18 protein-coding genes are annotated in these 20,171 nt (G+C 69.9%); 14 read left to right on the forward strand and 4 right to left on the reverse strand.

The features are described from left to right. Nucleotide 1: 1 nt before the first annotated feature. From ACFUCU_RS09085 to ACFUCU_RS09100, 4 genes are all read left to right on the forward strand, one after another. Nucleotides 2-1,042 carry an ABC transporter permease gene (locus ACFUCU_RS09085; protein WP_377972108.1) on the forward strand — a complete coding sequence of 347 codons (1,041 nt, stop codon included), beginning with the start codon at nucleotides 2-4 and terminating at the stop codon, nucleotides 1,040-1,042. Further along, the gene (locus ACFUCU_RS09090) at nucleotides 1,039-2,751 is read left to right on the forward strand and encodes an ABC transporter ATP-binding protein (RefSeq protein WP_377972109.1); all 1,713 of its coding nucleotides are present in this window, start codon (nucleotides 1,039-1,041) and stop codon (nucleotides 2,749-2,751) included. The genes ACFUCU_RS09085 and ACFUCU_RS09090 overlap by 4 nt, the downstream gene beginning before the upstream one ends. A 110-nt stretch (nucleotides 2,752-2,861) precedes the next feature. After that, the gene (locus ACFUCU_RS09095) at nucleotides 2,862-3,284 is read left to right on the forward strand and encodes a chorismate mutase (RefSeq protein ID WP_377972111.1); all 423 of its coding nucleotides are present in this window, start codon (nucleotides 2,862-2,864) and stop codon (nucleotides 3,282-3,284) included. Next, the gene (locus tag ACFUCU_RS09100; protein WP_377972113.1) at nucleotides 3,281-4,321 is read left to right on the forward strand and encodes a hypothetical protein; all 1,041 of its coding nucleotides are present in this window, start codon (nucleotides 3,281-3,283) and stop codon (nucleotides 4,319-4,321) included. Before ACFUCU_RS09095 ends, ACFUCU_RS09100 begins: the two co-directional genes overlap by 4 nt. Nucleotides 4,322-4,339: 18 nt before the next feature. Here ACFUCU_RS09100 and ACFUCU_RS09105 read toward each other — a convergent pair whose 3' ends face one another. Then, nucleotides 4,340-5,050 (reverse strand): DUF4166 domain-containing protein, encoded by a 711-nt coding sequence (locus ACFUCU_RS09105; RefSeq protein WP_377972115.1) that lies wholly within the window; start codon nucleotides 5,048-5,050, stop codon nucleotides 4,340-4,342. A gap of 130 nt (nucleotides 5,051-5,180) precedes the next feature. Here ACFUCU_RS09105 and mtrA point away from each other — a divergent pair, with 130 nt between their 5' ends. From mtrA to secA, 7 genes are all read left to right on the forward strand, one after another. Continuing rightward, a complete protein-coding gene (gene mtrA, locus ACFUCU_RS09110) occupies nucleotides 5,181-5,855 on the forward strand; it encodes an MtrAB system response regulator MtrA (RefSeq protein ID WP_290255690.1) in 675 nt (224 codons plus the stop codon). 181 nt (nucleotides 5,856-6,036) lie between these two features. Further along, the gene (gene mtrB, locus ACFUCU_RS09115) at nucleotides 6,037-7,881 is read left to right on the forward strand and encodes an MtrAB system histidine kinase MtrB (RefSeq protein ID WP_377972176.1); all 1,845 of its coding nucleotides are present in this window, start codon (nucleotides 6,037-6,039) and stop codon (nucleotides 7,879-7,881) included. Further along, on the forward strand, nucleotides 7,878-9,620 hold the full coding sequence (locus ACFUCU_RS09120) for an LpqB family beta-propeller domain-containing protein (RefSeq protein WP_377972118.1): 1,743 nt from the start codon (nucleotides 7,878-7,880) through the stop codon (nucleotides 9,618-9,620). The genes mtrB and ACFUCU_RS09120 overlap by 4 nt, the downstream gene beginning before the upstream one ends. Nucleotides 9,621-9,703: 83 nt before the next feature. Continuing rightward, nucleotides 9,704-10,717 (forward strand): ComF family protein, encoded by a 1,014-nt coding sequence (locus tag ACFUCU_RS09125; RefSeq protein WP_377972120.1) that lies wholly within the window; start codon nucleotides 9,704-9,706, stop codon nucleotides 10,715-10,717. A 124-nt stretch (nucleotides 10,718-10,841) separates the two neighbouring features. Next, on the forward strand, nucleotides 10,842-11,561 hold the full coding sequence (gene hpf, locus ACFUCU_RS09130) for a ribosome hibernation-promoting factor, HPF/YfiA family (protein WP_290255687.1): 720 nt from the start codon (nucleotides 10,842-10,844) through the stop codon (nucleotides 11,559-11,561). 27 nt (nucleotides 11,562-11,588) lie between these two features. Further along, nucleotides 11,589-12,908, forward strand: a complete 1,320-nt coding sequence (locus tag ACFUCU_RS09135) for a winged helix-turn-helix domain-containing protein (RefSeq protein WP_377972122.1) — start codon at nucleotides 11,589-11,591, stop codon at nucleotides 12,906-12,908. An 84-nt stretch (nucleotides 12,909-12,992) separates the two neighbouring features. Further along, a complete protein-coding gene (secA, locus tag ACFUCU_RS09140; RefSeq protein WP_377972124.1) occupies nucleotides 12,993-15,731 on the forward strand; it encodes a preprotein translocase subunit SecA in 2,739 nt (912 codons plus the stop codon). Nucleotides 15,732-15,820: 89 nt separating this feature from the next. On the opposite strand, the gene ACFUCU_RS09145 is transcribed toward secA, so the two are convergent. Together ACFUCU_RS09145 and ACFUCU_RS09150 are read right to left on the reverse strand one after the other, a co-directional pair. Beyond that, on the reverse strand, nucleotides 15,821-16,240 hold the full coding sequence (locus tag ACFUCU_RS09145; RefSeq protein WP_377972126.1) for an Rv3235 family protein: 420 nt from the start codon (nucleotides 16,238-16,240) through the stop codon (nucleotides 15,821-15,823). Beyond that, entirely contained in the window at nucleotides 16,237-17,049 is an 813-nt protein-coding gene (locus tag ACFUCU_RS09150) for a LysM peptidoglycan-binding domain-containing protein (RefSeq protein ID WP_377972127.1), read from the reverse strand. The genes ACFUCU_RS09145 and ACFUCU_RS09150 overlap by 4 nt, the downstream gene beginning before the upstream one ends. 212 nt (nucleotides 17,050-17,261) lie before the next feature. On the opposite strand from ACFUCU_RS09150, the gene ACFUCU_RS09155 reads away from it, so the two are divergent. Beyond that, the gene (locus ACFUCU_RS09155) at nucleotides 17,262-17,825 is read left to right on the forward strand and encodes a hypothetical protein (RefSeq protein ID WP_377972129.1); all 564 of its coding nucleotides are present in this window, start codon (nucleotides 17,262-17,264) and stop codon (nucleotides 17,823-17,825) included. Between the two features lie 11 nt (nucleotides 17,826-17,836). Here the strand turns inward: ACFUCU_RS09155 and ACFUCU_RS09160 are convergent, their stop codons facing one another. Next, on the reverse strand, nucleotides 17,837-18,052 hold the full coding sequence (locus ACFUCU_RS09160; RefSeq protein ID WP_290255681.1) for a helix-turn-helix domain-containing protein: 216 nt from the start codon (nucleotides 18,050-18,052) through the stop codon (nucleotides 17,837-17,839). A 148-nt stretch (nucleotides 18,053-18,200) separates the two neighbouring features. On the opposite strand from ACFUCU_RS09160, the gene ACFUCU_RS09165 reads away from it, so the two are divergent. Both ACFUCU_RS09165 and ACFUCU_RS09170 read left to right on the forward strand, forming a co-directional pair. Continuing rightward, complete coding sequence (locus tag ACFUCU_RS09165; protein ID WP_377972130.1) at nucleotides 18,201-18,842, forward strand: hypothetical protein; 642 nt, start codon at nucleotides 18,201-18,203, stop codon at nucleotides 18,840-18,842. Further along, nucleotides 18,839-20,155, forward strand: a complete 1,317-nt coding sequence (locus ACFUCU_RS09170) for a CpaE family protein (RefSeq protein WP_377972131.1) — start codon at nucleotides 18,839-18,841, stop codon at nucleotides 20,153-20,155. Before ACFUCU_RS09165 ends, ACFUCU_RS09170 begins: the two co-directional genes overlap by 4 nt. Nucleotides 20,156-20,171: the final 16 nt, after the last annotated feature.

Consider the following 20,171-nt stretch of genomic DNA (forward strand, 5'->3'; position numbering starts at 1 on the left):
CATGAGCACTGAATCCACTATCGCCGCGGAAAACCGCAGGGAACCGTGGTTCCGGCGCCTGCCGGTCGTGTCCCACTTCAACAAGAGCGTCGGCCTGCAGCGCGGCATGCTGGTCACGGGCCTCATCCTGACCGCCATCTTCCTCCTCACCGCCGTTTTCGCCCCGCTGATCGCGCCCTACGGCTTCGCCCAGATCTCCGACGCCGACGGCGGGTTCCCCGCCCAGCAGGCGCCGGGCGGCAAGCACCTGCTCGGCACCACCGTGGGCGGCTATGACGTGTTCTCCCGCGTCGTCTGGGGCGCCCAGACCGCCGCCATGGTGATCGTCGTCGCCGTCATCATGTCGATCTTCATCGGCGTGATCCTCGGCCTGGTCAGCGGCTACATCGGCGGCTGGCTGGACCGGATCCTGGTGGTCATCGCCGACGCCGTCTATGCCTTCCCGTCCCTGCTGGTGGCCATCGTCATGGCGATCGTGATTAGCGGCGGCCGTTCCAGCCTCTGGGGCGGCATCCTCGCCGCGGCGATCTCCATCACCGTGGTCTTCATTCCGCAGTACTTCCGGGTCATCCGCGCCGAGACCATCCGGCTCAAGGCCGAACCGTTCGTCGAGTCGGCCAAGGTGGTGGGCGCCTCCAACGTGCGCATCATGACCCGGCACATCTACCGCAACGCCACCCGGACCCTGCCGCTGATCTTCACGCTGAACGCCTCGGAGGCCATCCTGACCCTCGCGGGCCTGGGCTTCCTGGGCTTCGGCATCGAACCGACGTCGGCCGCCGAGTGGGGCTTCGACCTGAACAAGGCCCTCTCCGACACCACCTCCGGGATCTGGTGGACCGGCGTCTTCCCCGGCCTGGCCATCGTCCTGACCGTCGTCGGCCTGACCCTGGTGGGCGAGAGCATCAACGACCTCAACGACCCCCGGCTGCGCGGCCGCAAGAAGGCTTCCGGCAAGGCCGGAACCAATATTGCCGGATCCAACGCCGCCGGCCCCGGCCCGGCCTCGGCAGCACCAACAGCAGAAGTGAGCACGTCATGACCACCAATATCGGCCACGCAGCCGACCAGCACGGCCGCGGCGCCGGCCCCGTGCTGGACATCGACCACCTCAAGGTCACCTTCGCCACGGACGCCGGGGACGTCTACGCTGTGAAGGACGTCAGCCTGGAGGTCAACCCGGGGGAGGTTGTCGCGATCGTCGGCGAATCCGGCTCCGGCAAGACCGTCACCGCCAAGACCATCCTGGGCCTGCTGCCGGAGACGGCCATCAGCTCCGGGGCGGTGCTGATCAACGGCAACAACGTCATTAGCGTCAGCGCCTCCAAGCTGCGGGAAATCCGCGGCCGCGACGTCGCGATGGTCTTCCAGGAACCCTCCACGGCCCTGAACCCGGTGTTCACGGTGGGCTGGCAGATCGCCGAAGGCATCCGCGCGCACGCCGGACGCAACGGCGGCAAGGTCAGCGCCAAGGACGCCAAGGCCCGCGCCGTCGAAGCCCTCCGCAAGGTGGGCATCCCGGACCCTGAGACGCGGGTCAACTACTACCCGCACCAGTTCTCCGGCGGCCAGAAGCAGCGCGTCGTCATCGCCGCCGCGCTGGCCCTGAACCCGGGACTGATCGTCGCGGACGAGCCGACCACCGCCCTGGACGTGACCGTGCAGGCCGAGATCCTCGAGCTGCTCCGCGACCTCCGGGACCAGTACGGCACCTCGATCGTGCTCATCACCCACAACATGGGCGTCGTCGCCGACCTCGCGGACCGCGTCGTCGTGATGTACCAGGGCGACGTCGTCGAGGAGGCCACCTCCCGGGTGCTCTTCGCCGAGCCGAAGCAGGACTACACGAAGAAGCTCCTCGCCGCCGTCCCGCACCTGGGCCGCAACTCCGCCTCGGCGGGGATGACCGAACGCGCCCACCAGGGCGGGAAGGTGCTGGTCGAGGCCAGGGACCTCACCATCGAGTACCCGGGACGCCTCGGCAGCCCGGCATTCAAGGCAGTCGACCGGGTGAAGTTCACCCTCTCGGAGGGCGAGGTCTTTGGCCTGGTGGGCGAGTCCGGCTCCGGCAAGACGACCATCGGCCGGGCCATCGCGGGCCTGAACAAGACCACCGGCGGCAGCCTGAAAGTTCTCGACTACGAGATGCTCAACCTCAAGGAGCGCAGCTTCAAGCCGCTGCGCAAGCAGATCGGCTTCGTGTTCCAGGACCCGGCGGCGTCGTTCAACCCGCAGCTGACCATCGGGGAGTGCATCGCCGAACCCCTGGTCATCCACGGCAAGCCGACACCGGCGCAGGCCCGGCAGCGGACCCGCGAGCTGCTGGAGTCCGTGCAGCTGCCCGCGGCCTACGCCGACCGGTACCCGCACGAACTCTCCGGCGGCCAGCGGCAGCGCGCCTCCCTGGCCCGGGCCCTGATCCTGAACCCGAAGCTGCTGATCGCCGACGAACCGACGTCGGCGCTGGACGTGTCGGTGCAGGCCAAGGTCCTGGAGCTGTTCAAGGACATCCAGGCCGAGTTCGGCTTCGCCTGCCTGTTCATTAGCCACGACCTCGCTGTGGTGGACATCCTCTCGCACTGGGTGGGCGTCCTCTACAAGGGCCGGATGGTCGAGCAGGGGCTGGGCAGCCAGGTCATGGGCAACCCGCAGCACGACTACACGAAGAAGCTCATCGCCTCCCTCCCGGTCCCCGACCCGGAGGAGCAGGCCCGGCGCCGGGAGCAGTTCCGCGCCGTCCTGGGCAGCTGACGCCCAACGCCGGCACCCGCCACCGCAGCGCTGCCCGCCGTCCGCACCGGACGGCGGGCAGCGCCGCTTAACACCCGGTTCATCGGGCGCCCAGCCCCTAGACTGGAGCAATGACCGAGCAGAGCCACAGCCTCCACCACGACGCCGATGACGACTACGACCCCGCCGCCAGTTCCCTGGCCGGCCAGGTCGATCCCGCGGTGATGGCGGAGCTGCTCTCCATCCGTTCCAGCATCGACAACATCGACGCGACCCTGGTCTACCTTCTGGCCGAACGGTTCAAGGCCACGCAGAAGGTGGGCCACCTCAAGGCCAAGCACCAGTTGCCGGCGGGGGATCCGGGCCGCGAAACCGCCCAGATCGCCCGGCTCCGGCGGCTCGCCGCCGAGGCGCACCTGGATCCGGCCTTCGCGGAAAAGTTCCTGAACTTCATCATTGGCGAGGTCATCCGCCACCACGAGGCCATCGCCGAGGACCACCAGGCCGCGGGCCGGGCGGACGCCGCCGGGACCGCCGTCTCCGCCCAGGCGTGAGCGGCGCCGACACCGGGGCCGCCCAGGTCACCGCCACCGCCCACGGGCCCTGGCCGGGGACGGACCCGCTGGAAGCCGCCCGCATCATCCGCGGTGAACTCGGCGCCCCGCACCTGCCCTTCCTGGCCGAACTGCCCGCCCGCGGCGTCGGCTCGGACGCCCTGGGCCGGACCGCCGCGCTCCTGGAGGGCCTCAACGTCGACGTGCAGCCGCACGGCTGGCGCCTGGTGGACCGCCCCGGCCGGGACGCCCGCCGCGCCCGGTCCGCACTGGCCACCGACATTAACGTCCTCGCCGACGTCGCCGGCGCGGAGTCGGTGTCCGCCGACGCCCTGAAGATCCAGCTCTGCGGCCCGCTCAGCCTCGCCGCCGGCCTGCACCTGCACAGCGGGGAACGGTCGCTGCTGGACCACGGGGCGCGGCGGGACCTGGCCGAGTCCCTCGCCGCCGGCGTCGGCGCCCACCTGCGGGCCGTGGCCGCCGCGGTGCCGGGCGCCCGGCTGGTTGTCCAGCTGGAGGAACCCGACGCCGCCGCCGTCCTGGCCGGGACGATTCCCACCGCCAGCGGCTACCGGACCCTGCGGGCCGTGGCCGGCTCCGAGGTCACCGAATCCTGGCGCCTGGTGGTGGACGCCCTGCACGCCGCCGGCGCGGAGGAGGTCGTCATCGCGGTCCCCGAGGTGGAAGCACCCATCGAGAGGATCCTCGGCGCCGGCGCCGATGGCATCGCCGTGCCGCTGCGTGCCCTGACCTCCCGCCAGTGGGAACACCTCGCGGGCGCGGTGGAGTCCGGGCGAAAGATCTGGGCCGGGGTGCTGCCGGTGGAGGACCCCGCGGCGGAACCGCCGTCCGCCCGGACCCTGGCCGAGGCGCTGTGGCGGCCCTGGCGCCAGCTCGGGTTGCCGGGCTCCTCGCTCGGCGCGGTCCGGCTCACCCCCGCCGGGGGACTGGCCGGCCACTCGCCGGCGTCGGCCACCAGGGTGCTGGCACGGCTGACGCACGCGGCCGACGCGCTGAACCAGATCGCCCTGGGCTAGCGGCCCGGCGCCCTCGCCTCAGACCCGGGACTCCCAACGGTCCGGCCGGGCATACGCGGGCAGGTATCCGGGGGCCCCTGTGCCGTCCGGGTACGGTTCCAGCCGGTAGTCGAAGCGGCCGGCGTACACCAGCACCAGGCCGACCTGCGGCTGGATGGCCTTGACCTGGATCCGGTGCTTGCCCTCCGCGGCGTCCCACCACTGTTCGGCGTAGGCCTTGGCGTCCAGCGGGCCCGGGAGCGGCAGCCGCAGGGGACCCAGCAGCAACCGGGAGGCTTCCGAGACGCCGCGGAGCCGGCCTTCCGGGGTGACGCTGAGGTTCAGGTCCGTGGCCAGCCTGCGGTACCGGCCCACGTAGTCCACCAGCCGGTGCCGGCCGCCGGTCGTGTCCCAGCTCGTGGTGTCGGAGAAGACCCGGGTGACGCCGGGGAAGAAGATCTCGCGCCGTGCCGTCAGGCTGGGCCGGCCGAAGGGGTCCAGGTGGGCGTGGTTTTCGATCCGGAACCGGATGCCCTCGCCGTACTCGGGGAAGAACGCCTGCTCCCCGGTGACGGCCCGCATGAAGGGGCGCAGCCAGCGCTGCCGGCAGCCCACGACGTCGAACACGCCCTCGCCCACCCCGTAGTGGCCGGAGCCCTGGACGAGGGAGAAGTAGTCCTGGAGTTCGGGCTGCAGCCGGGCGAAGTCCCCGCCCAGGCCCAGCCGGTAGATGGGGTCCACACGGTTCAAGGCATCCTCCTCGGACTGCGGGCCGCCCGCCGGCCCTGGGACGAATCTACCTGCCCCGGCCGGCGGTCCGCGCCATGCCGGGAGCCGCACGAATACGACAAAGCCATTTCAATAAGGGAATATATAACGTATGAAGGCACGGATTTTGGTAGTGGACGACGACGAGGCCCTGGCCGAGATGATCGGCATTGTGCTGCGCAACGACGGCTTCGACCCCGTCTTCTGCGCGGACGGCGGGCAGGCCCTCGAGGTCTTCCGCTCCGCCAAGCCGGATCTGGTCCTGCTGGACCTGATGCTGCCGGGGATCGACGGGATCGAGGTCTGCCGCCAGATCCGCGCCGAATCCGACGTGCCGATCGTGATGCTCACCGCGAAGGCGGACACCTCGGACGTGGTCCGGGGCTTGGAATCCGGCGCCGACGACTACGTCCCCAAGCCGTTCAAGCCCGCCGAGCTCGTGGCCCGCGTCCGCGCCCGCCTCCGCCCGGGCGACCAGAAGGCACCCGAGACCCTCCGCATCGCCGACGTCACGATCGACGTCGCCGGCCACGTGGTCAGCCGCAACAGCGAGCGGATCTCGCTGACTCCGCTGGAATTCGACCTGCTGGTGGCCCTGGCCCGCAAGCCGTGGCAGGTCTTCACCCGGGAACTGCTGCTGGAGCAGGTCTGGGGTTACCGCCACGCGGCGGACACCCGCCTGGTGAACGTCCACGTCCAGCGGCTGCGCTCGAAGATCGAACGCGACCCCGAAGCCCCCGAAGTTGTCTTGACGGTCCGTGGTGTCGGCTACAAAGCAGGGTCCTGAGCCCGGCAGCGGCACCCCCGCACCGGCCGATCCCGCACCGGCCACTCCCGGGCCGGAGTCTTCCGGACCGGAGGCTCCGTCGCCGGTGACTTCCGGGCCGGTGACCCCGTCGCCGGTGTCCTCCGAGCCCGCTTCGGAGCGGCCGGAGAATGAAGCCCTGACCACCCGCCACGGCCGGTCCGTGCTGTTCCGCGCAGGGATCTGGGCCCGCCGCGCCCGGATCGTCGCCGTCCGCGTGCTTCGCCTGGTGCTCATCGGCGCCTCCCGCACCCTGCCCGCCACCCGCTACCTGCTGCGCGCACTGCAGCGCCGCTGGCGCCGATCGCTGCAGTTCCGGACCGTGCTGACCACGCTGCTGCTGGCCATCGGGTCCTTCGCGGTCGTGGGCGCCTACCTCTCCAACCAGATCGCCAATAACCTCTTCCAGGAGCGGCTGGCTCAGGCCGAATCGGAGACCCGCTACAACGTCAAGCAGGTCCAGGACACCTTCGACGGCGCCCAGGTCACGGACCAGTCCAGCGTCATCACCCTGGTCTATGACACCCTGAACGCCGTCGAGGGCCGCGGCTCGGTCATCCAGCGCCGGTACGTCTTCGAGGCGATGCCGGAGCAGACCAAGCCGCGCAACCGCTGGGTGGAATCCCGCGCCTCGGACCAGCTCACCATTGCCGTGATCCCGCCGGACCTGCGCAAGGCCGTGCAGCAGTCGGGCAAGGACCAGTTCTGGGCCTCCACCGAGTTCCCGGTGGGCACCGAGGACCGGCCAGGCATCGCCGTCGGCAACAAGGTGACCTTCAACGGCACCGTGTACGAGCTCTACCTCATCTACGACCTGAATACGGCGCAGAAGACCCTGGATGAGATCCAGAACGTCCTGCTGGTCGGCGCGGCCGTGCTGGTGCTGCTGATCGGCGCCGTCGCCTGGTACGTCACGCGCAACGTCGTCAGCCCGGTCAGCCACGCCGCCGTCGTCTCCGAAAAGCTCGCCGCCGGCCAGCTGCAGGAACGCATGGTGGTCAAGGGCGAGGACGAGGTGGCCCGCCTGGGCGCCTCCTTCAACCACATGGCCGCCAGCCTGCAGGAACAGATCACCCAGCTGGCCACCCTGTCCCAGATGCAGCAGCGCTTCGTCTCGGACGTCTCGCACGAGCTCCGGACCCCGCTGACCACCGTCCGGATGGCCGCCGAGGTCCTCTACGACGCCCGCGAGGACTTTGACCCGATCAACAAGCGGTCCGCCGAGCTGCTCTACCACCAGGTGGAACGGTTTCAGTCGCTGCTGGCGGACCTGCTGGAGATCTCCCGCTTTGACGCCGGCGTGGCCATGCTCGACGCCGAGCCCACGGACATCCTGCAGCTGGTGGACCACGTCCTCGAGGGCGTCGCCCCGGTGGCCGCCGAATACGGCTCCGAGGTGACCCTGCACGCGCCCGAGGGCAGCATCATCGTCGAGATGGACGACCGGCGGATCGACCGGATCCTGCGCAACCTCATCCTAAACGCGCTCGAACACGGCGAAGGCCGGCCCGTCAACGTCTCCGTCGCCGCGAACGACACCGCCGTCGCCGTCGCCGTCCGGGACCACGGCATCGGCATGACCCAGGCAGAGGCAGCCCGCGTCTTCGACCGGTTCTGGCGTGCCGACCCCGCCCGGGCCCGCACCACCGGCGGCAGCGGCCTGGGACTGTCGATCGCCACCGAGGACACCAAGCTGCACAACGGCTGGCTGCAGGCCTGGGGCAAGAAGGGCAGCGGCTCCAACTTCCGGCTCACCCTCCCGCTGCGCCAGGGCGAGAACATCGGGCGGTCGCCGCTGCAGCTCGAACCGGCCGACGTCGGACTCGACGGCGGCGCGGGCAACCAGATGGTGCTGCTGAACCACGCCGCCCCGGGCGCCGTCCCCGGCACGGTACCCGGCCCGGTCCCTGTCCCGGGCACGGGCAGCGGTGCGGGCCCCGGCACGGGCGCGGACGCGTCATCAGGCGGCCCGGCGAACAGCCCGGCCGCAGGGGAGGACCAAGCATGAGGACCACTACGGGACGCACGGCCGGAAAGCGCGGCGGGAGGCTGGTCCGCTTCGCCGCGGCGCTGTTGGCGATGGTGCTGCTGCTGGGCGCCTGCGCGCAGATTCCGCGCTCCGGGCCGGTGGGCAAGAGCAGCGACGAGAGCGCCGGCAAGCCGAACAACGCCCCGGTGTTCTTCCCGGTCGCCCCACGCCCCGGCGCCGGACCCGAATCCGTGATCGAGGACTTCTACCTGGCCGGCAGCGGCTACGAGGACGACTACGCGGTGGCGCGTCAGTACCTCACCCAGGCGTCCTCGGTGAAGTGGAAACCGGATCAGCGGGTCCTCGTCTACCGTTCGGCTCAGGTGGTGCCCACCGCCGTCGAGAACGTCTACAACTACCGGCTGGATTTGGCGTACACGGTCGACGCCGACGGGATCGCCACCCAGTTGCCGGAGGGCACCACCGAGAACGTCCCCGCGACGCTGACCAAGGTCGACGGCGAGTGGCGGATCGCGGACATCCCCGACGGCACCGCCATTCCGGAGGAGACCTTCAAGGTCATCTACGGCGCGTACCCGATCTACTTCTACGACCCGACATTCACGTATGCGGTCCCGGACGTGCGCTGGTTCATCAAGAAGAAGACCGTCAAGGCCATGACGAGCGCCCTGCTGGGCGGCCCCGCCCCCTACCTGAAGGGCGCGGCGGTCAGTGCCTTCCCGGCCGGCATCAAACTGGCCCGCGAATCCGTGCCCGTGGTCTCCGGCGCCGCCCAGGTGGACCTGACGGCCAAGGACCTCACCGACGCCTCCAACGAGGACCGGCTCAGGATGCAGACCCAGCTGGCCCTGACCTTCCGCAGCCAGCCCGACGTGATCAACGTCGAGCTGCGCGCCAACCAGGACCTGGTCCGGGTGGACGACAACGGCTCCGTCCTGCCCCCGATTCGCGACAAGGACGTGCCGGCGCGGCAGATCGCCGTCAGCAACAACGACCTGGTCCGGGTGGAGAACAACAAGATCGGACCCCTCCCGGATATCGCGTCGGTCAGCGCCCTGGGACCGCGGTTCCCCGCCGAGTCGCCGGCCAGCCAGGCCGCCGCGTTCCTGAACGCCGGCCGCACCACGCTGTACTCGATCATTCCCGGGCAGCCCGCCCGGGCCCTGGCGACCCGGGGCACGCTGTCCCGGCCCTCGTTCGACCGTTTCGACTGGGTCTGGAGCGCCGGTCCCGGGGCGAACGGTGCCACCGAAGTCGCCGCCTATCGTCCCACCGGGGTGGCCGAAGGCGCCACCGTGCCGACGGTGACGCTCACCGGCGCCTGGCTCGCCGGAGCCGTGGTCAAGGAATTCCGGGTGGCCCGCGACGGGACGCGCGCGATGGTGATTTCGTCGCTGAACGGCAAGACCCGCGTGCAGCTCACCGGCATCATCCGCAATGCGGACGGCACGCCCAAGGACCTCACCGCCCCGGTGACGCTGCTGAGCGCTCATGACCCGGACCAGGGGGTGTGGGTCAACGACCTGACGGTGGCCGTGATGAAGGGGGCCGCGACGGAAAATGTCACCCCGGAGCTGCTGTCGATGACCGGCACCGCCCCGCAGGAACTGGCCCCGTGGGCCGGCCTCACCGGGCTCAGCGCCGGCAACGGCACGGCGGAGATCTACGGCCAGTCGGCGGACGGCATCTTCCAGCGGCTCGGCAACGGCTGGTCCCTGCAGCTCAAGGGCGCCATCGACCCGGCCTTCCCGGGGTAGGGCCTGTGGGCAGTCCCGGCCGGTTGTCCACATAGCCGCATCCTGACCCGGGCGCGGCCACGGAGACGGTGCAGGCTGGAGCCATGACCCAGCCTCCCACCGTGCAGCCGCAGCCGCCGCGCCGCCGCCCGGCGCGGGGCACGGACCCGGACCTACTCCCGCCGCCCGAGGCTGCCCGGCACCGTGGCGGCTACCGATCGTGGCTGGCCCGCCTGGCCGACACCGTGGCAGCAGCAGCTGCCGAACTGCTGACGCTCGTTCTCCCCGCGGAATGCGCCTGCTGCGGGGCGGAGGACCGGGTCCTATGCCCGGCCTGCGGCCGCAGGCTCCGGCAGCTGACCCGCAGGCCGTTCCGGGCCGAGGCACGCGCCCCCGCCCTGATGGACATGGACGGTTCGGTCCTGCTGCCGGTGGTGGCGGCCGGGGTCTACCGCGCCGAGCTCGCCCAGGCCCTGCTGTCGTTCAAGAAACACGGCCAACGGGCGGTGGCCGAGGACCTCGCCCGGTGTCTGGGCGCCACGCTCGTGGCCGCCGGACCGCCCCCGGGAACCCTGCTCGTCCCGGTGCCCACGACGTCCGCCGCCTTCCGACGTCGGGGATTCAGCCCGGTGCACCTGGTTCTCTCCCGTGCCCGGGCCCGCGGGCGCCTGCCGCCCGGGACGGAAACCGCCGACATCCTGCGCAAGACCCGAAGCCTGGCGGCGGTGTGGAACGGGGCCACCCGGAAGGGCGGGACTGCTCAGGAAGGCGGGATGTCTCGGAAGGGCGGGACTTCTCAGAAGGGTTTGGGCCGCGCCGGGCGCACCCGGAGGCTGCGCGGGTCGATGCGGATCCGCCGCGGGATGACCAGGCCGGCGCTGGCCGGACGCCCCTGCATCCTCATCGATGACGTCCTCACCACCGGCGCAACACTGGCGGAAGCGGCCCGGGTTCTCCGCTCCGCGGGAGCCGACGTCAGGGGAGCGGTCGTGCTCGCCGCGACACGCCCGCCCGCCTCCCACATGTCGGAACCCAAGACCCGCGGCAGGGCGCCGGACGGGGTCGCAATGGAAAAAAATAAACCGCAAAAGGGTGAAGAACAGGTGGCGATGAACTAACGTCGAACATGGGTACCAAGAACAGATGTACCTGTCGATAGCGGCTCGGAAAGGGGCTCGACTGTCCGTCAGATGAGCCCCCGAAGTGCCGCCGTCGTGTCACCGAAGTCATTTGGAGGGCACCATGGAGTTCATGATCAGCGGTCGCAATTTGACGGTCTCCGACCGGTTCCGCGAGTACGCCGAGGAGAAGATCTCGAAGATCAATTCCCTCGGCGACAAGGTCCAGAGGGTGGATGCAAAGGTCACCAAGGAAACCAAAGTCCGGCAGATTGCAGAGCTGCTCACGGTTGAGCTGACAGTCCTGGGCCGCGGCCCGGTGATCCGTGCCGAAGCCAGCGCGGCGGACAAATTCGCCGCCTTCGATCTGGCCTATAACAAGCTTCTGGAGCGGCTGCGCCGGGCCAAGGACCGCAAGAAGGTCCACCACGGCCGGCACACCCCCAAATCCGTGACCGAGGCGACGGCCTCCCTGGAACCGGCGAGCACCCGCGAACCGATCTACGAGGAGGCGGCGCACTGGTCCGAGGCCAAGCCGGAGGAGAAATCACCCTACGAGGTGGAGAACGATCTCCCCGCCGGGGACTCGCCGGTCCTCATCCGCCGCAAGGTCTTCCCCGCGGCCTCCCTCACGCTCGACGAAGCCGTCGACAACATGGAACTGGTCGGCCACGATTTCTACCTGTTCGTTGACAAGGAAACGAAGGCTCCCTCCGTCGTGTACCGCCGCGAAGGCTGGACCTACGGCGTGATCAGCCTCGACCAGACCTGCGCCCCGGGCGAGGCTCCCCTGGAGGAAAAGATCATCGCCTATCGTTCTGAAGGAGAGCCCGCCACCGCATAGGCGGGGACAACCGACGAAGGGAAAGATGTGCCCGCGACGCTGAGCCTGAAGCAGGCACGGCGGATCGCACTGGCAGCCCAGGGATTGGACAAGGTCCGGCCCGCCGCCCCGGTAAGTTCACGGGCGGTGGGCCGGACCTTTGCCCGCCTGCAGCTGGTCCAGATCGATTCGGTCAACGTGCTGGCACGCAGCCACTACCTGCCGTTCTTCTCCCGGCTCGGGAACTACGACCGGAGCATCCTGGAACGCCTCTCCGGGGTGCACCCGCGCCGGATGATGGAGTACTGGGCGCACGAGGCCAGCTTCATCCGCCCAGAGCACTTCGAGGACCTGAGGCTGTGGCAGAACCGGAAGTGGGTCGGCGCCCATGCCATGGACCCGGAGGAACGCGGCGACGTTGCCGGCCGGATCCTGTCCGAGCTGGCTGCGGGGCCGCCGCTGACCGCCGCCGAACTCACCGCCCGGCTGGGTCACGTGGAAACCCGAAGCACGGACAACTGGGGCTGGAACTGGAACACCGTCAAACGGGTCCTCGAGCACCTCTTTGAGGAGGGGACGGTGACGGCGGCCTCGCGGACGGGCAGCTTCGAACGCCGCTACACCCTCACCTCCAGGGTCCTGCCGTCCACCGCAGTGGCCGCGGCCGCCTCCGGGAAACCGGAAAGCACGGGACCGGAAAGCGGGAAACCGGTCAGCACGCAACCCGGCAGCAAGGGACCGGAAAGCGGGGAGCAGGGCGGCGGCCGGCCCGACGCCGGTGCGGCCATGCTCCGCCTGATCGACGCCGCGGCGAAGGCCCACGGGATCGGCACCCTGCGCTGCTTCGCCGACTACTTCCGCACCCCGCAGCGGGCCGCCGCGGAGGCGCTCGCCGAACTCGTCGACGCCGGACGGCTGGAACCGGTGACCGTCGCCGGCTGGGACCGGCCCGTGTACCGGCACGTCGAGGCGCGGCTGCCCCGCACCGCCACCGGCCGGGCCCTCCTGAGCCCGTTCGACTCCCTGGTCTTCGAACGGCGGCGGCTCGAGGAACTCTTCGGCTTCCAATACCGGCTGGAGATCTACACGCCGGAGCCCAAGCGCCGTTTCGGCTACTACGTCCTGCCGTTCCTGCTCCGCGACGGCATCGTCGCCCGTGTCGACCTCAAAGCGGACCGTGCCGCCGGCAGCCTGCTGGTCCGCGGCAGTTTCGCGGAACCGGACGCGCCGGGGGACACCGCCGTCGAACTCGCGGCAGAACTGCAGCTCATGGCAGAGTGGTTGGAGCTGGACCGGATTATCGTGGCCCCCGTGGGCGATCTGGCGCCGGCGCTCGCACAGGCGGTGGCTGGCCTGCATCCGCTTTGAGGGAACAGGCGCGGTCCGCGCTGTGTCCCTCCCGTAGACTAAACACGCCGGAATTCGGCAGCTTGAGACTGGGAGCAATTTCACGTGGCATCACTGATCGAAAAACTTCTCCGCACGGGTGACAAAAAGACCCTGCGGCAACTTCGGAACTACGCCGACTCCATCAATGCCCTGGAAAGCTCCTTCCAGACCTTCACCGACGCCGAGCTGCGCGAAGAGACCGACCGGCTCCGTGCCCGGCACGCCGACGGCGAGAAGCTCGACGATCTGCTGCCCGAGGCCTTCGCCGCCGTCCGCGAGGCCTCCTCACGCACCCTCGGCATGCGCCACTTCGATGTCCAGCTTATGGGCGGCGCCGCCCTGCACCTGGGCAACATCGCCGAAATGAAGACCGGTGAAGGCAAGACCCTGGTGGCCACCGCTCCGGCCTACCTGAACGCCCTCGCCGGCAAGGGCGTCCACGTGGTCACGGTCAACGACTACCTCGCCGAGTACCAGTCCGACCTGATGGGTCGCGTGTACCGCTTCCTCGGCCTGACCAGCGGCTGCATCCTGGCCAACCAGGATCCCGCCCACCGGCGCGAGCAGTACGCCGCGGACATCACCTACGGCACGAACAACGAATTCGGCTTCGACTACCTGCGCGACAACATGGCCTGGGACAAGTCCGAGCTGGTCCAGCGCGGCCACAACTTCGCGATCGTCGATGAGGTGGACTCCATCCTCATCGACGAGGCCCGTACCCCGCTGATCATCTCCGGCCCCGCCCAGGGCGACACGAACCGCTGGTACAGCGAGTTCGCCAAGGTTGTCCTGCGCCTCCAGCCGGACACCGACTACGAGGTCGACGAGAAGAAGCGCACCGTCGGTGTCCTCGAGGCCGGCATCGAAAAGGTCGAGGACTATCTCGGCATCCACAACCTCTACGAGTCCGCCAACACCCCGCTGATCGGCTTCCTGAACAACGCCATCAAGGCCAAGGAACTGTTCAAGCGCGACAAGGACTACGTCATCCTCGACGGCGAGGTCCTCATCGTCGACGAGCACACCGGCCGTATCCTCGCCGGCCGCCGCTACAACGAGGGCATGCACCAGGCGATCGAGGCCAAGGAAGGCGTCGAGATCAAGGCCGAGAACCAGACTCTCGCCACGGTCACGCTGCAGAACTACTTCCGCATGTACGACAAGCTCGCGGGCATGACCGGTACCGCCGAGACCGAAGCCGCCGAGTTCATGAGCACCTACAAGCTCGGCGTCGTCGCCATCCCGACCAACCGGGACATGCAGCGCATCGACCAGCCGGACCTCGTCTACAAGAACGAGACCGTGAAGTTCGACGCCGTCGTCAAGGACATCGCCGAGCGGCACGAGAAGGGCCAGCCGGTCCTGGTCGGCACCACCAGCGTCGAGAAGAGCGAGTACCTCTCCCGCCTCCTGGCCAAGGAGGGCGTCCGGCACGAGGTCCTCAACGCTAAGAACCACGCCCGTGAGGCGTCGATCGTCGCGCAGGCCGGCCGCAAGGGCGCCGTCACCGTGGCCACCAACATGGCCGGCCGCGGCACCGACATCATGCTCGGCGGCAACGCCGAATTCACCGCCGTCGCCGAGCTCGCCAAGCGCGGGCTTGACCCGCAGGAGAACTCGGAGGAGTACGAGGCCGCCTGGCCCGCCGCCCTCGAGGCCGCCAAGCAGTCCGTCAAGGACGAGCACGAGGAGGTCCTGAACCTGGGCGGCCTCTACGTGCTGGGCACCGAGCGGCACGAATCCCGCCGCATCGACAACCAGCTCCGCGGCCGCTCCGGCCGCCAGGGCGACCCGGGCGAGTCCCGCTTCTACCTGTCGCTGACCGATGACCTGATGCGGCTCTTCAACTCCGGCGCCGCCGAGCGCCTGATGAGCAGCTCCGTTCCGGACGACGTCGCCCTCGAATCGAAGCTCGTCTCCCGCGCCATCGCCTCCGCCCAGGGCCAGGTGGAAGGCCGCAACGCCGAGCAGCGCAAGAACGTCCTCAAGTACGACGACGTCCTGAACCGCCAGCGCGAGGCCATCTACGGCGACCGCCGCCGCATCCTCGAGGGCGACGACCTGCACGAGAAGGTCCAGTACTTCATCGAGGACACGATCAACGCGTTCATCGACGCCGCGACGGCCGAGGGCACGGGCGACGACTGGGACTTCAACCTGCTTTGGTCCAACCTCAAGACCCTGTACCCGGTCAGTTTCACGCCCCGCGACGTCATCGACGAGGCCGGCGGGAAGTCCCGGATCACGGTCGAATTCCTCAAGGAGGAGATCCTCTCCGACGCGCGCCTGGTCTACCAGGCCCGCGAGGAGCAGATCGGTTCCGAGAGCATGCGCGAACTCGAGCGCCGCGTGGTCCTCTCGGTGATCGGCCGCAAGTGGCAGGAACACCTCTACGAGATGGACTACCTCAAGGAGGGCATCGGCCTGCGGGCGATGGCCCAGCGTGACCCGCTCGTGGAGTATCAGCGCGAGGGCTTCACCATGTTCCAGGCCATGATGGAGGCCATCCGCGAGGAGAGCGTCGGCTTCCTCTACAACCTCGAGGTCGAGGTCACCCCGGCCCAGGACGTGGTGGTTGCCGACGAGTCGGGCCAGCACACCGAACACCAGGAACCGCACATCCACGCCGCCGGTCTGGAGGCTCCGGAGAAGCCGGCGCAGCTGCAGTACACGGCTCCGAGCGAGGACGGCACGGCTCAGACCCGCGTCGAGGCCAAGTCCTCCGGGCGCTCCGGCAACCCGGCGAAGGCTGCGGCCCAGGAGTCCCCGCGCCGCGCCAGCAAGAAGAAGCGCCGCTAGGCAACGGGTCCAGCCACCTGCACCGCGGGTCCGGAACGCAATGTTCCGGACCCGCGGTGTTTTTTGTGCCGTCAGCCTGGGCTCCGGGTTCAGCCGATTTCGAGTACGGTGACCCGCCAGACGAGTCTGCTCCGTTCCAGCCGCAGGGCCACGGCCCGGACCCGGAGTTCGTCGGACACCACGGCGCTGGCCTCGTACACGTCCTCGGAGATCCGGCAGGCGTGGACCGACCGCACGCACGGGTTGCGGTGCAGGCGACCCGCTGTCGGCGACGTGCCGGAAGCGACCCGCCGGGTCAGGGCGGCGCGGTGCTGGAGGGCGGTCAGGCACCGTTCGTCCAACCGCCGGGCGAGTTGCTGCGCCGGCCGGGTGCCGGCCAGGACTTCGATGGCCGCCTGCACCGTGGAGCGGCAGAGCGCTTCGATGTCGCGGTCCGGGTCGACCGGGCGGAGTGCGGCGGGCGACTGCGGGGCGGCGTAGCCGGGACGGGGTTCAGCGAGCGGGGTCATTGGGTTCCTTCGTCGGACGGGGAGCTGGATGAAAGGGCGGGCGGGATGACCAGGACCTGGCCCGGCCGAAGCAGCCCGGGGTCAGGGCCGATGACGGATCGGTTGGTCCGGTAAAGCTCCGGCCATGCCGTCGCGATGTCGATGTCGGAGGCTAGCGGCCCAAGCTCCGCGGCGCAGAGACTCCACAGCGAGTCCCCGGACCTGACCGTCACCTGCCGTCCGCCGGCGTCCGGCAGTTCCGGCCGCAGCTGTGGCTGGACCAAGGCGCCCGGCGGGGCCGGGACGGGGGAGGGCAGCCACCGTGGGTCCGGCCGGGGCGGCGACGATGCGCGCGGCGCGACCGTTGCGGTCACTCCTTGCGGGGCCCAGGCGGGCGAGACGGCGGCCGGCAGGGAAGTGCCGGTGCCCCCGACGTCGGGGACGGTGGCCGCCCGGGCCAGGGGAGCCGTGACCAGCTGAAGACCGATGGCGGCCAAGGCCAGCCGGCGCATGAACACCGGGCTGAATTTCCCCGTGGCGGCGGCAGCCCGGGCGCGGCCGCTGCGCTCCAGCAACGCCGAGCTAAAGGCGATGAGAAACGAGAGCACCCACCAGACGACCACGATCAGCCCGGCCGTGGTGGCCGTGACGCCCAGGCTGGTGTCGAAACCCACGGCCTGCCTGCGCACCGCGGCGGTCCGCAGGTTGGCGGCCAGGATCATTCCCGACCCCGTCAGCAGCCCGCCTAGGAGCAGGATGAGCGCCGCCACCACCGCATCGCCGGAGCGGGTGCTGGAAATGCCGGCTGTTGGATGCTGCCGAATCGTCATCCCGGCCTCCTAGGGTTCTAAATGAATTACCTATCGTTTGATGCACTTTGATGTCATTTAATGCACTTTTCCTAGTGTGAACCCACGTGCGTGCGGGTGTCTAGGGCAGGGGACCGGGTGTGCATAACCCGCCGATGCCGCTCGGAGACGTGCGAAAGCACGCAAGGACACCCCATTGACCGAGTCCGCCGGACGCGCCTACGCTGGCCCGCATGCGGTGGGACTCCCTCTTCTCGGACCTCGAAGCGCAACTCGCCGCCGAACGACGGCTCGATTTAGACGCCGAGGTGGACGAACGCGCCCGGGTGGATGCGGCCGGCATGGAACTGGCCGACCGGCTTCGCGGCACGGTGGGACAAGGGATCGCGGTTCACCTCACAACGGGTGACATCTGCGAAGGGCGGCTAGACCACGTGGGCCGGGGATGGCTGGTGCTGGCGACGGGCCGGCAGCAGGTGCTGATTCCGCACGCTGCCGCCATCCGCTTCACCGGTCTGGCGCTCCAGGCAGTTCCTGCGGGGCCGCCGTCGGGCCGCCTTGGCCTGGCGAGTGCACTGCGGGAACTCGCCAGGGATCGAACCCGGCTCACAGTCCAGCTGATCGGAGCCGCGGGCTGCCCGGCCTTGCATGGGGATATCGATCGGGTGGGAAGGGATTTTCTGGATTTGGCGGAGACCGAACCCGGCGAAGAACGCCGCGCCGCCAACGTCCGGGCGGTGTCAACGGTGCCGTTCGGGGCCCTCGCGGCCATCCGGTCCGGGCGCGGTGGGACCTAACCGCAATAAGATCAGGAGCCCTTGGCCTTGGCTTCCTCGATCATCCGGCTGGCCTCGGCGTACCGCTCCTGGATGTACTGCTCCAGCATGGCTTCCTCCACCCGCCACTGCCCGCGGCCGCCGACCTGGATGGCCTTGAGCTGACCGCTCCGCACCAGCGCGTAGGCGGCCGGGGAGTTGATCTGCAGCTGTTCGGCGACATCCGCGAGGGTGAGGAATCGGGGCATGCTTCCATTTTGCCACCGGGTGTCGCCATTGATGCGGTTATCCACACTTTGCAGTTCTGTGGTTCCCGGTCTTCTCGCAGGGCCCACAATTCGTGACAATGGGGAAACCGGCGCCGGCGGCGCGGACGCACAGATGGGGGGACTGCGCATGGCGGTGACAGAGGGCGGCGGGGCCAGGCTGAAGAAACCGTCGTGGAACGACCCGAGGCTGCTGGTCGGCGTCCTGCTCGTGTTGGCGTCAACGGCTGGGGTGGTATCGCTTGTCGCCGCAGCGGACCGGACCATCGAGGCCTTCGCTGCGAGCGAGCCGATTGCCGTCGGGGAGAAGCTGACGCCCGAGAAGCTGCACCGGGTCAACGTCCGCCTCGGAGACGTCGAGGGGAACTACCTGACCCCCGAGGCGGGACTCTCCCAGGGCCTGGTCGCCATCCAGCGGATCGGCAAGGACCAGCTGTTGCCGCGGGAGAGCTTCGGCCAGCCCGATGCGCTGGCCCGCAAACCCGTGGCCGTCACCGTGGACGAGGCCCTGCCGCCGCAGGCCGTGGCCGGCTCCCGCGTCGACGTGTGGGTCGCCCTGCCGGACAACCGCAACGGCTTCAGCGAACCCTCCCTGCTGCTGCGTGGCGCCGAGATCGCGCAACTGACCCCGGGCAGCAACGCCCTGGGGGCGCAGCGCTCCACCGTCGTCATGGTGCTCGTCCCTGACGGCCAGATGCCCAAGCTACTGGGCGCCCAGGCCAACAAGGCCAGGATCTCGGTGGTGTGGAATCCGGGCGGATCCGGCCAATGAGCATTCCCGTCGTCACGGTCGGGCAGGGCACCGAACCCCTGGTCGGCAGCCTGGAGCGGCTCCACGGCCCCGTCTCGGTGGTCCGGCGCTGCGAGGAACTGGCCGAACTCCTCGCCGCCTGCCAGAGCGGCCTGGCCCGGGCCGCCGTCGTCGCCGGGGAGGCGGGGGAGCTCACAGCCTCGCTGGTGGACCGGCTCTCCGCCGTCGGGGTGGCCGTCGTCGCCCTGACCGACAGCCCGGACGAGGCGGCGCGGCTGCGCGGCATCGGCGTGACGGCGCGCCCCATCGATGTGGCGGCCGAAGAACTCGCGGCGGTCATTGCCGCCGCTGTGGCCGGACTCTCCGCGGCCGCGCCGGAGGCCGGCAGTGACGCCTTTACCGTCGCCGCCGCCCCGCGTACTCCGGGGCACGCGGCAGGTTCCAACGGCGGGGAGCCCTCCGGGACGCAGCCGGGCACCGGAGAGATCATCGCGGTCTGGGGCCCGGCGGGGGCACCCGGGAGGACTACGCTCGCGGTCAACGTGGCAGGCGAACTGGCGGCGGACGGCCGGTCGGTCCTGCTGGTCGATGCCGACAGCTACGGGGCCAGCGTCGCCGCGGCGCTGGGCCTGCTCGACGAGGCGGCCGGCCTCGCCCAGGCGTGCCGTCTCGCGGACCAGGGTTCCCTCGATGCGGATGCCCTCCTCCGTCTGGCCCTGCCGGTGGCCACGAAGGCGGGCAGCTTCCGGGTCCTCACTGGGATCACCCGCGCGGACCGCTGGGCCGAACTCCGCGCCGCGGCCCTGGCCCTGGTGTACAGCCGCGTGCGCGAGATCGCCGATGTCACGGTCATCGATACCGGGTTCTGCCTCGAGGCCGACGAGGAGCTGAGCTTCGACTCGATGGCGCCGCGCCGCAACGCCGCCACCCTGCGCAGCCTGCAATTGGCCGACACCGTCTACGCCGTCGGCTCCGCAGACCCCGTCGGTGTTCCGAGGCTGGTCCGCGGCCTGGTGGAGCTCTCGGCCGCCGTACCCGAGGCGATGCCGCGGGTCGTCCTCAACAAAGTCCGCCCCGCCGCCGTCGGGCGGGCGCCGGAGCGGCAACTGAAGGAGGCATGGGCCCGCTACGGACCGGCGGCACCCGTAACTGCCTTCCTGCCCTCCGACGCCGCGGCGTGCGACGCCGCCCTGCTGGCCGGCTCGCTGTTGCACGAAGCGGCCCCCGACTCGCCTCTCCGCAGGGCCATCGCGCACCTGGTTTGTGCACCTGCCCAGCGAAAATCGAAAAGCTCTGTCTTTTCTTCCACAGCAAGCCGGATGGCTAAAGACTAGGCTCCTCATGAGGGCT

Origin of the sequence: Arthrobacter sp. NPDC057259, assembly GCF_042668995.1 — a bacterium.
Lineage (GTDB): Bacteria > Actinomycetota > Actinomycetes > Actinomycetales > Micrococcaceae > Arthrobacter.

Bases quoted from the DNA above. Each gene is read 5' to 3' on its own strand.
- ACFUCU_RS09090 (WP_377972109.1), top strand. From the start codon at position 1,039: ATGACCACCAATATCGGCCACGCAGCCGACCAGCACGGCCGCGGCGCC.
- ACFUCU_RS09160 (WP_290255681.1), bottom strand. From the start codon at position 18,052: ATGCCCCGATTCCTCACCCTCGCGGATGTCGCCGAACAGCTGCAGATC.
- ACFUCU_RS09095 (WP_377972111.1), top strand. From the start codon at position 2,862: ATGACCGAGCAGAGCCACAGCCTCCACCACGACGCCGATGACGACTAC.
- ACFUCU_RS09170 (WP_377972131.1), top strand. From the start codon at position 18,839: ATGAGCATTCCCGTCGTCACGGTCGGGCAGGGCACCGAACCCCTGGTC.
- ACFUCU_RS09165 (WP_377972130.1), top strand. From the start codon at position 18,201: ATGGCGGTGACAGAGGGCGGCGGGGCCAGGCTGAAGAAACCGTCGTGG.
- ACFUCU_RS09120 (WP_377972118.1), top strand. From the start codon at position 7,878: ATGAGGACCACTACGGGACGCACGGCCGGAAAGCGCGGCGGGAGGCTG.
- ACFUCU_RS09150 (WP_377972127.1), bottom strand. From the start codon at position 17,049: ATGACGATTCGGCAGCATCCAACAGCCGGCATTTCCAGCACCCGCTCC.
- hpf (WP_290255687.1), top strand. From the start codon at position 10,842: ATGGAGTTCATGATCAGCGGTCGCAATTTGACGGTCTCCGACCGGTTC.
- ACFUCU_RS09145 (WP_377972126.1), bottom strand. From the start codon at position 16,240: ATGACCCCGCTCGCTGAACCCCGTCCCGGCTACGCCGCCCCGCAGTCG.
- ACFUCU_RS09125 (WP_377972120.1), top strand. From the start codon at position 9,704: ATGACCCAGCCTCCCACCGTGCAGCCGCAGCCGCCGCGCCGCCGCCCG.
- ACFUCU_RS09155 (WP_377972129.1), top strand. From the start codon at position 17,262: ATGCGGTGGGACTCCCTCTTCTCGGACCTCGAAGCGCAACTCGCCGCC.
- ACFUCU_RS09085 (WP_377972108.1), top strand. From the start codon at position 2: ATGAGCACTGAATCCACTATCGCCGCGGAAAACCGCAGGGAACCGTGG.
- mtrA (WP_290255690.1), top strand. From the start codon at position 5,181: ATGAAGGCACGGATTTTGGTAGTGGACGACGACGAGGCCCTGGCCGAG.